The 15,122-nt window shown below is 70.0% G+C and carries 12 protein-coding genes; 11 read left to right on the forward strand and 1 reads right to left on the reverse strand.

Going from position 1 to position 15,122, the window contains the following annotated elements:
- Positions 1–10: 10 nt before the first annotated feature.
- Positions 11–1,072: a LacI family DNA-binding transcriptional regulator gene (locus AC2EWF_RS17660; protein WP_483640709.1), complete on the reverse strand. Its 1,062-nt coding sequence runs from the start codon at positions 1,070–1,072 to the stop codon at positions 11–13.
- A 784-nt stretch (positions 1,073–1,856) separates the two neighbouring features.
- On the opposite strand from AC2EWF_RS17660, the gene AC2EWF_RS17665 reads away from it, so the two are divergent.
- The 11 genes from AC2EWF_RS17665 to ilvD all read left to right on the forward strand — a co-directional run bounded on the left by AC2EWF_RS17665 (position 1,857) and on the right by ilvD (position 15,118).
- On the forward strand, positions 1,857–3,467 hold the full coding sequence (locus tag AC2EWF_RS17665) for a 2-isopropylmalate synthase (protein ID WP_483640710.1): 1,611 nt from the start codon (positions 1,857–1,859) through the stop codon (positions 3,465–3,467).
- Entirely contained in the window at positions 3,464–4,465 is a 1,002-nt protein-coding gene (locus tag AC2EWF_RS17670) for a branched-chain amino acid transaminase (protein WP_483640711.1), read from the forward strand. The genes AC2EWF_RS17665 and AC2EWF_RS17670 overlap by 4 nt, the downstream gene beginning before the upstream one ends.
- Entirely contained in the window at positions 4,462–5,880 is a 1,419-nt protein-coding gene (gene leuC, locus AC2EWF_RS17675; protein ID WP_483640712.1) for a 3-isopropylmalate dehydratase large subunit, read from the forward strand. The genes AC2EWF_RS17670 and leuC overlap by 4 nt, the downstream gene beginning before the upstream one ends.
- On the forward strand, positions 5,877–6,458 hold the full coding sequence (leuD, locus tag AC2EWF_RS17680) for a 3-isopropylmalate dehydratase small subunit (RefSeq protein WP_483640713.1): 582 nt from the start codon (positions 5,877–5,879) through the stop codon (positions 6,456–6,458). The genes leuC and leuD overlap by 4 nt, the downstream gene beginning before the upstream one ends.
- The gene (gene leuB / locus AC2EWF_RS17685; protein WP_483640714.1) at positions 6,455–7,582 is read left to right on the forward strand and encodes a 3-isopropylmalate dehydrogenase; all 1,128 of its coding nucleotides are present in this window, start codon (positions 6,455–6,457) and stop codon (positions 7,580–7,582) included. The genes leuD and leuB overlap by 4 nt, the downstream gene beginning before the upstream one ends.
- A 229-nt stretch (positions 7,583–7,811) precedes the next feature.
- Positions 7,812–8,828 carry a ketol-acid reductoisomerase gene (ilvC, locus tag AC2EWF_RS17690; RefSeq protein WP_483640715.1) on the forward strand — a complete coding sequence of 339 codons (1,017 nt, stop codon included), beginning with the start codon at positions 7,812–7,814 and terminating at the stop codon, positions 8,826–8,828.
- 74 nt (positions 8,829–8,902) lie between these two features.
- A complete protein-coding gene (locus AC2EWF_RS17695; protein WP_483640716.1) occupies positions 8,903–9,244 on the forward strand; it encodes a VOC family protein in 342 nt (113 codons plus the stop codon).
- A 129-nt stretch (positions 9,245–9,373) separates the two neighbouring features.
- On the forward strand, positions 9,374–11,173 hold the full coding sequence (gene ilvB, locus AC2EWF_RS17700) for a biosynthetic-type acetolactate synthase large subunit (RefSeq protein ID WP_483640771.1): 1,800 nt from the start codon (positions 9,374–9,376) through the stop codon (positions 11,171–11,173).
- Positions 11,174–11,353: 180 nt separating this feature from the next.
- A complete protein-coding gene (gene ilvN, locus AC2EWF_RS17705; protein ID WP_483640717.1) occupies positions 11,354–11,635 on the forward strand; it encodes an acetolactate synthase small subunit in 282 nt (93 codons plus the stop codon).
- Positions 11,632–13,200 carry a threonine ammonia-lyase, biosynthetic gene (ilvA, locus tag AC2EWF_RS17710; RefSeq protein ID WP_483640718.1) on the forward strand — a complete coding sequence of 523 codons (1,569 nt, stop codon included), beginning with the start codon at positions 11,632–11,634 and terminating at the stop codon, positions 13,198–13,200. Before ilvN ends, ilvA begins: the two co-directional genes overlap by 4 nt.
- Positions 13,201–13,243: 43 nt before the next feature.
- Positions 13,244–15,118 carry a dihydroxy-acid dehydratase gene (gene ilvD, locus AC2EWF_RS17715; RefSeq protein ID WP_483640719.1) on the forward strand — a complete coding sequence of 625 codons (1,875 nt, stop codon included), beginning with the start codon at positions 13,244–13,246 and terminating at the stop codon, positions 15,116–15,118.
- Positions 15,119–15,122: the final 4 nt, after the last annotated feature.

Genomic DNA, 15,122 nt, shown 5'->3' on the forward strand with positions numbered 1-15,122 from the left:
TCCAATGCCGTCATCGACGCGACGGACGGCGTGGCTTCTTGGTTGTGGTTGTGGTGGTTGTGGCTCCGCCCCGAAGCGCCCCGCAGGATTCACGCACGACGATGTCGCAGCCGAGCGTGTGCACCGATGCCGCGGACGACCCGGGGCGATCCATCAGGTCGGCCAGCAGATCCATGGCGTTCTTGCCCAATTCCGCGATACGTACGCGCACCGTGCTGAGCGACGGCGTGACGTAGCGCGCAATCGGGATGTCGTCGAAACCGGCCAGGGCGATGTCGCCCGGTACGTCGAGGCCGGCTTCCTTGAAGGCTTGCAGGCAACCCACCGCCATCATGTCGTTGGCGGCGAACACGGCCTGCGGTCGCGTCTTGCCCGCCAGCAGCTCGCGCCCGGCCAGGTAGCCGGACGACTCGCCGAAATTGCCGGTCACGATGCTCAGCGGGGCATCCGGGGCGAGCTTGGCCATCGCCGCTCGGAATCCCGCCTCGCGCTGGCGGGCGTCGTAATTGTCCTTGGGCCCGCTGATGAAGGCGATGCGCGTGTGCCCGAGCCCGACCAGGTGGCGCACCATGGCATAGGTACCGGCGAAGTTGTCGATGTTCAGCACCGCGGCGGCGCCGCTCTTCACGTCGCTGTTGAGCAGCACGCTGGGCAGGCCTTCCGGCAGGTTGGTCTTGAGGAAGTCCGCATCCAGCCCCGGCGAGGACAGGATCACGATGCCGTCCACGCGGCCCTGCATCGCCCGCAGGGCCGCCGCCGCATCGTCCGCGCCGTCGTGCGAGCTGGAAACCAGCAAGTGCAGGCCGTGCGAGCGCGCCTCCAGGTCGATGCCGCGGATCAACTCGGAGAAGAACTCGCCATACAGGTCGGGCATCAGCGCGCCCACGGTATGCGTGCGCCGGGTGATCAGGCTGCGCGCGGCGCCATGCGGCACGTAGCGCAGGCGCGCCGCCGCCTCGCGGATGCGCTGCTCGGTCGCCGCGGTCACGCCGCCCGCGCCGTTCAGGGCGCGCGACACCGAGGCCACCGAGACCTTCGCCTCACGCGCTACATCCTTGATGGTTGCCGTCACACCTGATCTCCGCTTGATTCCGGGTCCGCGCCGGGCGCCGGGCGGGCAGAACGTAAACGTTTTCATCAATGCTTGTAAAGAAGTCCATCAACTTCGTTGCGCTGCGCTGCGGAAGAATCCGGCGGCGGCGCTTACGCGACTTCCGGCACAGATGCTTTGCAGGCGGTACCAGCCCGTTCCGACAACCACATCACATGGCTCTTTGCGTTGCAGCATCGGCCGCTGCGCCGCACCTGGGCGCCAGCCCAAGGCGCCCGTGGCACGGGGGTTCCGGCAGGCGATTGCCGAAAACGATTCCACCGCCGCCCGGAATCGGGCGAACAGGGGCGGTGCACGCCGCGCTTGCCGTGCGCCGCGTACGCGCGAAGGCCCCCCGCGCGACCGCCAACCGTGCCGGCGTCCGAACGGTGCGCATGCGCACCGTTCGGACGTCCAGCCGTCCAGCCGTCCAGACCGTTTCGCCGGCCAACCCGAAAAAGATTTCACACGTAACTGTTGACACCCTCCGACGGGCTGCCGTAGTGTCGACGGCATGACGCAGCGCAACAGCCACCGCAGCCACGCCGAAACGACCCGCCTCGCGACGGTCGCCGGCCTGCTGCGGCTTCGCGGCGCGCTCCTTCTTGCCCTTGTACTCGTACTCCTTATTACCAACGGAGGTGCGGGCTGAGGGCATGTGTCCAGGTAGCTAGAAAACGAACCTGAAAACACCCGAAGAACCCCGCACCAGAAATGGCGCGGGGTTTTTTGTTGCCCGAAAGCCCGTCCCGCAACGGAGCCAGCGATGAAAAACCCGCAGCACAACGAGCAGAGCGAGAGCGGCGACGTAGCCGCGGAGCACGTGCGCATCTTCGACACCACCTTGCGCGACGGCGAACAGACGCCCGGCTTCTCGATGGACCGGCGCGCCAAGCTGCGCATGGCGCAGATGCTGGAGGCACTCGGCGTCGACGTGCTCGAGGCGGGCTTCCCGCAGGCCTCGCCGGACGACTTTGCTGCGGTCGCACAGATCGCTTCCACGCTGCGCGACACCACCGCCTGCGCGCTGGCGCGCTGCGTGCCGGGCGACATCGACAGTGCCGGCCGCGCGCTGGAGCAGGCGAAACATTCGCGCATCCACGTGTTCCTCTCCACCAGCCCCCTGCACCGAGAGCACAAGCTGGGCATGAGCAAGGCGCAGGTGCTGGACGCCGCCGTCGCCGGGGTCGAACGCGCCGTGACGCTGGCGCACGAGGTGGAGTTCTCGGCCGAGGACGCGATGCGCACCGAGCCCGGGTTCCTGGCCGAGGTGTTCTCCGCCGCCGCCGCCGCCGGCGCCACGACGCTGAATGCGCCGGACACGGTGGGCTACATGACGCCGGCCGAGATCGCCGAACGCTTCGCCTGGCTGATCGCCAACGTGAAGTGCGGCAGGCACGTGGTGTTCTCCAGCCACTGCCACAACGACCTGGGGCTGGCGGTAGCGAACAGCCTGGCCGCGGTGGGCGCCGGTGCGCGCCAGGTGGAATGCACGATCAACGGCATCGGCGAACGCGCCGGCAACGCAGCGCTGGAGGAAATCGTGATGGCGATGAAGGTGCGCGGCGCCTGGTTCGGCACCGACACCCGCATCGACACGAAAAAGCTCCACCCCGCCTCGCGCCTGCTCAGCGAGCTGACCGGCCAGAACGTGCAGCGCAACAAGGCGATCGTGGGCGAGAACGCGTTCGCGCACGAATCGGGCATCCACCAGCACGGCATGCTGAAGCACCGCGGCACCTACGAAATCATGCACCCGGAGGACGTGGGCATCGCCGAGACGAAGCTGGTGCTCGGCAAGCACTCCGGCCGCGCCGCGCTGCGCAAGCGGCTGGAAGCACTGGGCCACGCGCCGGACGACGCGGCGATGGAGGACATCTTCGCCCGCTTCAAGGCGCTGGCCGACAAGAAGCGCGAGATCCACGACGACGACCTGGACGCGCTGGCGCGCGGCCGCGATCCCGATGCCGCCGGCCCGTGGCGGCTGACCCGGCTGGACACCAGCGCGCACCTGGGTGCCGGCGCCTCCGCCTCGGTGAAGCTGCGCCACGACGATGGCCGCGAAGTGGCCGAGGCCGCGCTGGGCGACGGCCCGGTGGATGCGGTGCTGCGCGCGATGGAGCGCGCCACCGACACCACGCTGCAGCTGACCCGTTTCCAGGTGCAGGCGGTCGGCGAAGGCGGCGACGCCCAGGGCGAGGCGCGGCTCTCCGCACAGCACGACGGTCGCGCCTGGAACGGCCACGGCGTCAGCACCGACATCGTCGAGGCCGCGGCGCAGGCCGCGCTGGCCATCGTGAACCGCATCGCCCAGCAACAGCAGCACGCGACCACTCCGTCCCCACGCACCACCAAGACCCAGGGAGCCTCCCGATGAGCACCCCCTTCCTCTGGCACAACGGCCGCATCAAACCGTGGAGCGAAGCCAACGTCCACGTCAGCACGCATGCCCTGCACTACGGCTCCTCGGTGTTCGAGGGCGAGCGCGTGTACGCCACGCCGGACGGCCCCGCCTACTTCCGCCTCGCCGACCACACGCGGCGCCTGTTCGAATCGGCCAGGGTGTACGAGATCGAGATCGGCTACAGCGAGGCCGAGATCGATGCGGCCTGCCGCGAGGTGATCCGCGCCAACCGGCTGCAGTCCGCCTACGTGCGGCCGATCGTGTTCCGCGGCGCCGGCGGCCTGGGCGTGCTGGCGAAGCCCGGCGCGCCGGTGGAGGTGGCGATCATGGCGATGGAATGGGGTGCGTATCTCGGCGACGCCGCCGAACGCGGCGCCGACGTCTGCGTCTCCTCGTGGCACCGCCCCGCGCCGAACACCATCCCCAGCTGGGCCAAGGCCGGCGGCAATTACCTCAGCAGCCAGCTGATCGGGCTGGAGGCGCGCCGCGGCGGCTACGACGAGGGCATCGCGCTGGGCGTGAACGGCATGCTGTCCGAGGGCGCCGGCGAGAACCTGTTCCTGGTGAAGCGCGGCAAGCTGCTCACGCCGCCTTCCAGCGCCGGCATCCTGGCCGGCATCACCCGCGACAGCGTGCTCACCCTGGCCGCCGAACTGGGCCTGGCGGCGGAAGAGCGCGAGCTGCCGCGCGAGGCGCTGTACACCGCCGACGAGGTGTTCATGACCGGCACCGCCGCCGAGATCACCCCGGTGCGCTCGGTGGACCGCAAGCCGGTCGGCGACGGCCGACCCGGTCCGGTGACGCGCTCGCTGCGCGAGGCGTTCTTCGGCCTGTTCGACGGCCGCACCGCGGACAAGTGGGGCTGGCTGGATGTGGTCGGCGCAGCCGCACCTGGCCGCGAAGTTCAAGAAGCGGCCATCCACGCCCGCACTCGTCAAGAAAAGCCTGCTTCCATGGAGATCCCGGCATGACGGCCGCACGCACCCTGTTCGAGAAAATCTGGGCCGCACACGTCGTCGCGCCCGAAAGCGCCGACACCCCGGCGATCCTGTACGTCGACCTGCACCTGGTGCACGAGGTCACCTCGCCGCAGGCTTTCGACGAGCTGCGTTCGCGGGGCCTGAAGCTGCGCCGCCCGGACCGCACGCTGGCCACGCTGGACCATTCCACGCCCACCCTGCCGGCGAACGCCGACGGCACACGTCCGTACGCGAACGCGGAAGCGCAGGCGCAGGTGGCGCAGCTGGAGAAGAATTGCGGCGAATTCGGCATTGAACTGCATGGCTGGGACAGCGCCGAGCGCGGCATCGTGCACGTGATTGGCCCCGAGCTGGGTGCCACGCAGCCGGGCATGACCATCGTCTGCGGCGACAGCCACACCTCGACGCATGGCGCGTTCGGCGCGCTGGCCTTCGGCATCGGCACCACCGAGGTGGGTCACGTGATGGCCACGCAGTGCCTGCTGCAGCGCAAGCCGAGGACGCTGGCGATCCATGTCGACGGCGAGCTGCCGCAGGGCGTGGGCGCGAAGGACCTGATCCTGCACATCATCGGCACCATCGGCGTGGACGGCGGCACCGGCCACGTCATCGAGTACCGCGGCGCGGCCATCGAGAAGCTGTCGATGGAGGAGCGCATGACGGTGTGCAACATGTCGATCGAAGCCGGCGCACGCGCGGGTCTGATCGCTCCCGACGAAACCACCTTCGCGTGGCTGCGGGGCCGCCCGCGCGTGCCGCAGGGCGCGGCGTGGGAGCGTGCGGTGGCGCGCTGGCGCGCGCTGCGGACCGACGAGGGCGCCCGGTATGACCGCGAGGTGCGCATCGACGCCCGCGCGGTGAAACCCACCGTCACCTACGGCACCCATCCCGGCATGGCGATCGCGATGGATACGCCGGTGCCCGCCGCGCGCAACGCGATGGAGCAGCGCGCGCTGGACTACATGCAGAGCCGCGCCGGCCAGCCCATGCAGGGCACCAGGGTGGACGTGGTGTTCGTGGGCAGCTGCACCAACTCGCGGCTGTCCGACCTGCGCGAGGCCGCACAGGTGCTGCGCGGCCGCCGCGTCGCCGCCGGCGTACGCATGCTGGTGGTGCCCGGCTCCGAGGCGGTGCGTCGCGACGCCGAGGCGGAGGGCCTGCACGAGGTGTTCCGCGCCGCCGGCGCCGAGTGGCGCGTGCCGGGCTGCTCGATGTGCATCGCCATGAACGGCGACCTGGCGCAACCTGGCCAGCTGGTCGTCTCCACCTCCAACCGCAACTTCGAGGGCCGCCAGGGCAAGGGCGCGCGCACCGTGCTGGCCAGCCCCGCCACCGCCGCGGCTTCCGCCGTCGCGGGCGCGATTGCCGATCCGCGCGAGTACCTGTCGCAGGAGCAAGCCGCATGAAGCCCGTCACCCGCATCCACTCGCGCACCGCCGTGCTGCCGGACGAGAACATCGACACCGATCGCATCATCCCCGCGCGCTTCCTCACCACCACTACGCGCGAAGGCCTGGGCAGGCTCTGCTTCAACGACTGGCGCTACCTGACCGACGGCAGCGACAACCCGGCGTTTCCGCTCAACCGGCCGGAGGCGAAGGGCTGCGCCATCGTGGTGGCAGGCCGCAACTTCGGCTGCGGCTCCTCGCGCGAGCACGCGCCCTGGGCGCTGCTGGACTACGGCATCCGCGCGGTGCTGTGCAGCGAGATCGCGGACATCTTCCGCAACAACGCGCTGAAGAACGGCCTGCTCGCCATCGTGATCTCCCCCGCCGAGCACCGCTGGCTGCTGGCAAACCCCGGCGTCGAGCTGAGCATCGACGTGCAGGGCCAGTACATCGCGCTGCCCGATGGCGGCCGCATCGGCTTCGAACTGGAGCCGTTCGCACGCCACTGCCTGCTGCACGGCGTCGATCAGCTGGGCTACCTGCTGCAGAACGAAGAGCTGATCGCCCATTACGAACAACAGGAGCAAGCTGCATGAAGGCACGCATCGTCACCCTGCCCGGCGACGGCGTCGGTCCCGAGGTCACCGCGGCGGCGGTCGCCGTGCTGCAGGCCGTGGCCACGCACTACGAGCACGCGTTCTCGTTCGACGAGCACCTGGCCGGCGGCGCCGCGATCGACGCCACCGGCGAGCCGCTGCCGGCCGCGACGCTGGCCGCCTGCCAGGCCGCCGACGCGGTGCTGCTGGGCGCGGTGGGCGGCCCGAAGTGGTCCGACCCCAACGCCACGGTGCGCCCCGAGCAGGGCCTGCTGGCGCTGCGCGCCGGCCTGGGGGTGTACGCCAACCTGCGTCCGCTCACCGTGCATCCCGCGCTGGCCGCGCTGTCGCCGTTGAAGGACGAGAAGCTGAAGGGGGTCGACGTGCTGTTCGTGCGCGAGCTGACCGGCGGCGCGTACTTCGGCGCGAAGACCAGGGGCGCCGACTACGCCACCGACGAATGCAGGTACACCGAGGCCGAGGTCGAACGCGTCACCCGCCGCGCCTTCGAGCTGGCGCGCGGCCGCCGCCGGCATGTCACCTCGGTGGACAAGGCCAACGTGCTGGAAACCTCGCGGCTGTGGCGCCGCACCGTCACGCGCGTGGCCGCCGACTATCCCGACGTCGTGCTGGAGCACCAGCTGGTCGACTCGATGGCGATGCTGCTGCTGACCCGCCCGGCCAGCTACGACGTGGTGGTCACCGAAAACCTGTTCGGCGACATCCTTACCGACGAGGCCGCCGCGCTGGCCGGCTCGCTGGGCCTGCTGCCCTCGGCCTCGTTGGGCCCTTCGACTCCGGCTTCGCCTACGCTCAGGACAGGCGCGGTCGGGCTGTACGAACCGATCCACGGTTCTGCACCCGACATCGCGGGCAAGGGCGTGGCCAATCCGGTCGGCGCAATGCTGTCCGCCGCACTGCTGCTGCGCCACTCGCTGCAGTTGGAGACCGAGGCCCGGGCGGTGGAAGCCGCCGTCGACCATGTGCTGCAGCACGGTCCGCGCACCCGCGACCTCGGCGGCCACGCCAGCACCACCGACGTGCGCGCCGCCGTACTGGCGGCGCTGGAAGCGCACGCCGGCAACGAGCACGCCTTCCTCAGCGGGGCACGCTCATGCGGTTGAGCACGCCATCGCACCGTCACGGCAAAGGCGGATACGCCTTCGCCACCCTTGCCCTCCCCTGCGTGCCGCCTGCGGCGCCATCGGCGACGAACGCCCACTCCCCAGCGTGGTTCCGTCGCTGCCCCCGTTCCGGCGCCAAGGCGCGCGCAGGGGAGGCAACCCATGTCCGCCGCATCCAGCCGCACACCACCGCAAGCAACCACGTCACCGTCAACGAAGGAGTCACCGCATGAGCAGCAGCACCAACGATACGCTGGCCAAGGCCCGCATCGCCGTCCTCGGCTTCGGCAGCCAGGGCCGCGCCCACGCCCTCAACCTGCGCGACTCCGGTCTGGACGTCGTGGTCGGCCTGCGCAAGGGCGGTCCTTCGTGGGAGAAAGCCAAGGCCGAAGGCTTTGCCGTGGCCGAGCCGGGCGAGGCGGTGAAGGGCGCGGACCTGGTCGCCGTGCTCACCCCCGACATGGTGCAGCCCGCGCTCTACAAGGAAGCGATCGAGCCGAACATCAAGCCCGGCGCGGCGCTGCTGTTCGCGCACGGCTTCAACGTGCACTTCCGGCAGATCGATCCGCGCAAGGACATCGACGTGATCCTGGTGGCACCGAAGGGCCCGGGCGCCCTGGTCCGCACCGAATACGAGCGCGGCCGCGGCGTGCCGTGCATCTGGGCGGTGCACCAGGACGTGTCGGGCCAGGCCGAGGCGAAGGCGCATGCCTATGCCGACGGCATCGGCGGTGGCCGCGCGATGCTGATCAGGACCGATTTCAAGGAAGAGACCGAGACCGACCTGTTCGGCGAGCAGGCCGTGCTGTGCGGCGGCGCCAGCTCCCTGGTCCAGGCCGGCTTCGAGACCCTGGTGGAAGCCGGCTACCAGCCGGAGATCGCCTACTACGAAGTGCTGCATGAGCTGAAGCTGATCGTCGACCTGTTCTACGAGGGCGGCATCACCCGGATGCTGGAGTTCGTTTCCGAAACCGCGCAGTACGGCGACTACGTCAGCGGCCCGCGCGTGATCGACGCCGGCGTGAAGCAACGCATGCAGGACGTGCTGAAGGACATCCAGGATGGCACTTTCGCGCGCAACTGGACCGCCGAATACGACGCAGGCCTGCCGAACTACAAGAAGTTCAAGCAGGCCGACCTGGAGCATCCGATCGAGCAGGTGGGCAAGAAGCTGCGCGCCCGCATGCCTTGGCTGCAGGCCAACGCGCCGAAGCCGGCCGCCGAGCCGCTGAAGAAGGTCGGCTGAGGCCGGCGCCGGGCCGCGCGCGACGCATCGCGCGGCCCGTTCCACCACGCAACGAGAGCAGAACGAGGTATGCCATGAAACGCTTCCATATCGCCCTGGCCGTCGCCGACCTCGACGCCTCCATCGCCGACTACAGCAAGCGCCTGGGCCAGCCGCCGCAGGCCTTGGTCTACGGCATCTACGCAATGTGGCGTACCGACAGCCTCAACTTCTCGATCCGCCAGCAGCCCGAAAAGGCCGGCCAGATCTGCCAGCTCGGCTTCGAGGACGACGACGCGCAGGGCTTCAGCAGCAGCACCGACGTGAACGGCATCGCGTGGGAACGCTTCTCCACGCTGGAGCAGGACCTGCAGATCATCGCCACCTTCGGCGTACCGGTGCACCCGGCCGTCGAGCGCGAACTGATCCGCAATTGATTCGTCTCCTTCCCCTGCAAGCAGGGGAAGAGACATCCGCCCACCCGCCAGGAATCCATCGTGACCGCCACCACGCAGACCGCCCCCACGGCCCCCGCCGCCCACCTGCACCCGCTCGCCGGCCATGCCATGACCGGCGCCGAGGCGATCGTGCAGGTACTGGCCGACGAAGGCACCGGCGTGCTGTTCGGCTATTCCGGCGGTGCGATCCTGCCGGTGTACGACGCGGTGTTCCGCTACAACGCCGACCATGCGTCGGTCGAGGGGCGCGAGCCGATGCCGCTGGTGGTGCCGGCCAACGAACAGGGTGCCGGCTTCATGGCCGCGGGCTATGCGCGCGCCTCGGGCAAGGTCGGCGTGGCCATCGTCACCTCCGGCCCCGGCGCCACCAACATGGTGACGCCGGTGCGCGACGCGATGGCCGACTCGATTCCGCTGGTGGCGATCTGCGGCCAGGTGCCTACCTCGTCGCTGGGCAGCGACGCGTTCCAGGAGGCGCCGGTCAGCAACATCATGGGCGCCTGCGCCAAGCACGTGTTCTTGGTCACCGACGTCGCACAGCTGGAAGCCACCCTGCGCACCGCGTTCGAGATCGCGCGCAGCGGCCGCCCCGGCCCGGTGGTGGTGGACGTGCCGAAGGACGTGCAGAACGCCGCGTTGCGTTTCGACGGCGCCTGCCGCCTGACCATCCCCGGCTACCGCGCGCGCCTGCGCGCGGTGGAGAGCTCACACCTGGACGACGAGGCCTGCGCCGCGTTCTTCGACGCACTGATGCAGGCGAAACGCCCGCTGATCTACGCCGGCGGCGGCGTGATCGCGGCAGAGGCCGCGGTGGCGCTGCGCGTGTTCGCCGACGCGTTCGGCCTGCCAGTCACCACCACCTTGATGGGCCTGGGCGCGTTCGACAGCACGGAGCCGCTGGCGCTGCACATGCTGGGCATGCACGGCACCGCCTACGCGAACTACGCGGTGGAGGACTGCGACTTCGTGTTCGCGCTGGGCGCGCGCTTCGACGACCGCGTGGCCGGCGTGCCCGCCCGGTTCGCGCCGCGCGCGAAGTTCATCGCGCAGGTCGACATCGACCCTGCGGAGATCGGCAAGGTGAAGCCGGTGGACTGGCAGCACGTGGGCCCGTTGCGGCTCGCGCTGGAACGCCTGACCCGTTACGGCCAGGGCCACGGCATCCGCCCCGCGCTGGACGACTGGCACGCCCACGTCGCCGCGCTGAAGCGCGGGCACGCGATGGACTGGGACCGCGCGAACCCGCTGATCCAGCCGCAGGCGGTGATCGAGGCGATCAACCGCCATACCAGGGGCCGCGCCGTGGTCAGCACCGGCGTGGGCCAGCACCAGATGTGGGCGGCGCAGTACTTCGACTTCCGCGCACCGCGGCAATGGCTCACCTCCGGCTCGATGGGCACGATGGGCTTCGGCCTGCCCGCGGCGGTCGGCGCCCAGTTCGCGCGGCCCGACGCGCTGGTGATCGACATCGACGGCGACGCCAGCATCCGCATGAACCTCGGCGAACTGGAGACCGTCACCACCTACGGCCTGCCGCTGAAGATCGTCGTACTCAACAACAGCGGCGACGGCATGGTGCGGCAGTGGCAGAAGCTGTACTTCGGCCGGCGCTTCGCCGCCTCCGACAAGAGCCTGCACAAGAAGGACTTCGTGCTGGCCGCGCAGGCCGACGGCTTCGCCTGGGCGCGCCGCCTCGACGACAAGGCGCAGCTCGAATCCACCATCGCCGACTTCCTCGCCTGGGACGGCCCGGCCTTCCTGGAAGTGGTGATCGACGTCGATGCCGGCGTGTACCCGATGGTGGGACCGGGGGCGACCTACGCGCAGATGATCACCGGCGAGTTCATCCCGTCGCGCGGCGAGGCGCCGGTCGAGGCAAACGAGGTTCCATCCACGTCGATGTTCTGAAAACACCGCTTATGTCGTCCGAAAGCAATGTTCGCGCTGAGCGTAGCCCGCGCAGCGGGCAGAGTCGAAACGCCCCCGCGACTTGCCCTTCGACTCCGGCCCTGCGGGCCTACGCTCAGGGCGAACGGTTGGTTACATCAACGGTTGGTTCCATCCATGAAGGGTTCGCGGAGTAAGACCATGAAACACACCTTGTCCATCCTGCTGCAGAACGAATCCGGCGCACTGGTGCGCGTGGCCGGGCTGTTCGCCGCGCGCCACGTCAACATCGACGCGCTCACCGTGGCGACCACCCACGACCCGGCGATGTCGCAGCTGACCCTGGTGATGCACGGCGACGAGGGCACGCTGGAGCAGATCCTGCGCCAGCTGCGCAAGCTGGTGGACGTGCTGGACGCGAGCAGCCTGTCGCTGGTGGGCGGCCGCGATGGCGGCCGCTTCGCCACCGCCACGCCGGCATGAACGCGCGCCTCGCCACGCACGCAGGCCTTGACGACGCACCGTCCGACCTGGACTTGCTGCGCCGCACGCTGGCCGCGCGCGTGTACGAGGTGGCGCGCGAGACGCCGCTGGAACCTGCCGGACTGCTGTCCGCGCGCATCGGCAACCGCGTGCTGCTGAAGCGCGAAGACCTGCAGCCGGTGTTCTCGTTCAAGTTGCGCGGCGCCTACAACCGCATGGCCGCGCTGGACGCCGCCGAACGGGCGAACGGCGTGATCGCCGCCTCGGCCGGCAACCACGCGCAGGGCGTGGCACTGGCGGCGGCGAAACTCGGCATCCGTGCGCTGATCGTGATGCCGGTGACCGCGCCACAAGTGAAGGTGGACGCGGTGCGCCGCTTCGGCGGCGCGTTCGTCGAAGTGCTTCTGGCCGGCGATTCCTACAGCGACGCCCAGGCCGCCGCCGCGCGCCTGCAGGCCGAGCGCGGCCTGGTATTCGTGCATCCGTTCGATGACCTGGACGTGATCGCCGGCCAGGCCACCGTGGGCATGGAACTGCTGCGCCAGTCTTCCACGCCGCCCGACGCGGTGTTCGTGCCGGTGGGAGGCGGCGGCCTGCTCGCCGGCGTGGCCAGCTATATCAAGACGCTGTCGCCGCAGACGAAGGTGATCGGCGTGCAGGCGGACGACTCCGACGCGATGGCGCGCTCGCTGGAAAGCGGAGCACGCATGGTGCTGCCCGAGGTAGGCCTGTTCGCCGACGGCACTGCGGTGAAGCAGGTGGGCGCGCTCACCTACGCGGTGTGCCGCCGCCACGTGGACGAGGTGCTGCGTGTGGACGGCGATGCGCTGTGTGCCGCGATCCGCGACGTGTACCAGGAAACCCGCAGCGTGCCCGAACCCTCCGGCGCGCTGGCGCTGGCGGGGCTGAAGCAGTACGCCGCCAGCCACAGGCTGCAGGGCGCCACGCTCGCCGCGATCGTTTCCGGTGCGAACATGAATTTCGAACGGCTGCGTTTCGTGGCCGAGCGCGCCGAGGCCGGCGAGCAGCGCGAGGCGCTGTTCGCGGTGACCATCCCCGAGGAACGCGGCAGCTTCCGCCGCTTCTGCGCGGCGCTGGGCCGGCACAGCATCACCGAGTTCAACTACCGCATCGGCGACGCGCGCCAGGCGCACATCTTCGTTGGCGTGCAGACCGCCAGCCGCGGCGAACGCGCGGCGCTGGCCGCCGCATTCCGCGCCCAGGGCTTCGCCGTACTCGACCTGGCCGACGACGAGCTGGCCAAGCTGCACCTGCGCCACATGGTGGGCGGCCGCTCGCCGCTGGCGCAGGACGAACGCTTGTACCGCTTCGACTTTCCCGAGCGCCCCGGCGCGCTGCCCGACTTCCTCGCCCGCCTGCACCCGGACTGGAACATCAGCCTGTTCCACTACCGCAACCACGGCGCCGACCATGGCCGCATCCTGGTCGGCATCCAGGTGCCGGCCGACGAACTGGCCACGCTGCACCGCTTCCTCGCCACGCTGGGCTACCCGCACTGCGACGAGAGCGGCAACGCCGCCTACCGCCTGCTGCTGCGCAGCTGACGCCACCCGCACCCCCCATTGGATTTCCGGAGTACGAACGCCCATGCCCGACTACCGTTCCCGCACCAGCACCCATGGCCGCAACATGGCCGGCGCCCGCAGCCTGTGGCGCGCCACGGGCATGAAAGACGGGGACTTCGGCAAGCCCATCATCGCCATCGCGAACAGCTTCACCCAGTTCGTGCCCGGCCACGTGCACCTGCGCGACCTCGGCAAGCTGGTGGCGGAGGAGATCGAGGGCGCCGGCGGCGTGGCCAAGGAGTTCAATACCATCGCGGTGGACGACGGCATCGCCATGGGCCACGGCGGCATGCTGTATTCGCTGCCCTCGCGCGAGCTGATCGCCGACAGCGTGGAATACATGGCCAACGCGCACTGTGCCGACGCGCTGGTGTGCATCTCCAACTGCGACAAGATCACCCCCGGCATGCTGATGGCCGCGATGCGGCTGAACATCCCCGCGGTGTTCGTCTCCGGCGGCCCGATGGAATCCGGCAAGGCGGTGGTGAAGGGCGCGAAGAAGGCGCTGGACCTGATCGACGCGATGGTGGCCGCCGCCGACGACAGCTACAGCGATGCCGAGGTGGCCAGCCTGGAACGCTCCGCCTGTCCCACCTGCGGCTCCTGCTCGGGCATGTTCACCGCCAACTCGATGAACTGCCTCACCGAGGCGCTGGGCCTGGCGCTGCCCGGCAACGGTTCGGTGCTGGCCACGCATGCCGACCGCGAGCAGCTGTTCCGCCGCGCCGGCCGCCTTGTCGTCGACCTGGCCCGCCGCTGGTACGAGCAGGACGACGCCAGCGCGTTGCCGCGCGGCATCGCCGACCGCGCGGCGTTCGAGAACGCCATGAGCCTGGACATCGCCATGGGCGGCTCCACCAACACCGTGCTGCACCTGCTGGCCGCGGCACGCGAAGGCGGCGTGGACTTCGGCATGGCCGACATCGACCGCCTCTCGCGACGCGTGCCCTGCCTGTGCAAGGTGGCGCCATCCAAGGCCGACGTGCACATGGAGGACGTGCACCGGGCCGGCGGCATCATGGCCATCCTGGGTGAACTCGACCGCGCGGGCCTGATCGACACCACCCGCCCCACCGTGCACGCACCCACCCTGGGCGAGGCGCTGGCGCAATGGGACATCGTGCGCGGCCACGACGAGGCGGTGCACACCTTCTACCGCGCCGCTCCCGGCAACGTCCCCACCCAGGTGGCCTTCAGCCAGTCTGCGCGCTGGGAGTCGCTGGACACCGACCGCGAACGCGGCGTGATCCGCTCCGCCAGCACGCCGTTCAGCCACGACGGCGGCCTCGCCGTGCTGTTCGGCAACCTCGCGCCGGAAGGCTGCATCGTGAAGACCGCCGGCGTGGACGACTCCATCCTGGTGTTCAACGGTACCGCCAGGGTCTACGAAAGCCAGGAAGCCGCGGTAAGCGGCATCCTCGGCAACAAGGTGAAGGCCGGCGACGTGGTGGTGATCCGCTACGAAGGCCCACGCGGTGGCCCAGGCATGCAGGAGATGCTCTACCCCACCAGCTATCTCAAGTCGAAAGGCCTGGGCAAGGCCTGCGCCCTGGTCACCGACGGCCGCTTCTCCGGCGGCACCGCCGGCCTGTCGATCGGCCACGTCTCGCCGGAAGCCGCGGAAGGCGGCCTGATCGCCCTGGTCGAGGACGGCGACCCGATCGCCATCGACATTCCGAACCGCAGCATCCGCCTCGACCTGCCGGAAGAAACCCTCGCCGCGCGCCGCGGCGCGATGGAGGCGCGCGGCCGCGCGGCGTGGAAGCCGGCGAACCGTTCTCGGCCAGTTTCGGTGGCGTTGCAGGCCTATGCGGCGATGGCGTCGAACGCGGCGAACGGCGCGGTGCGGGATCTGGGCCGGCTCGGCATCGCAAGTGTCGGCGAAACGCCGGCCTGACCGC

Source organism: Rhodanobacter sp. sgz306013, from assembly GCF_057031145.1.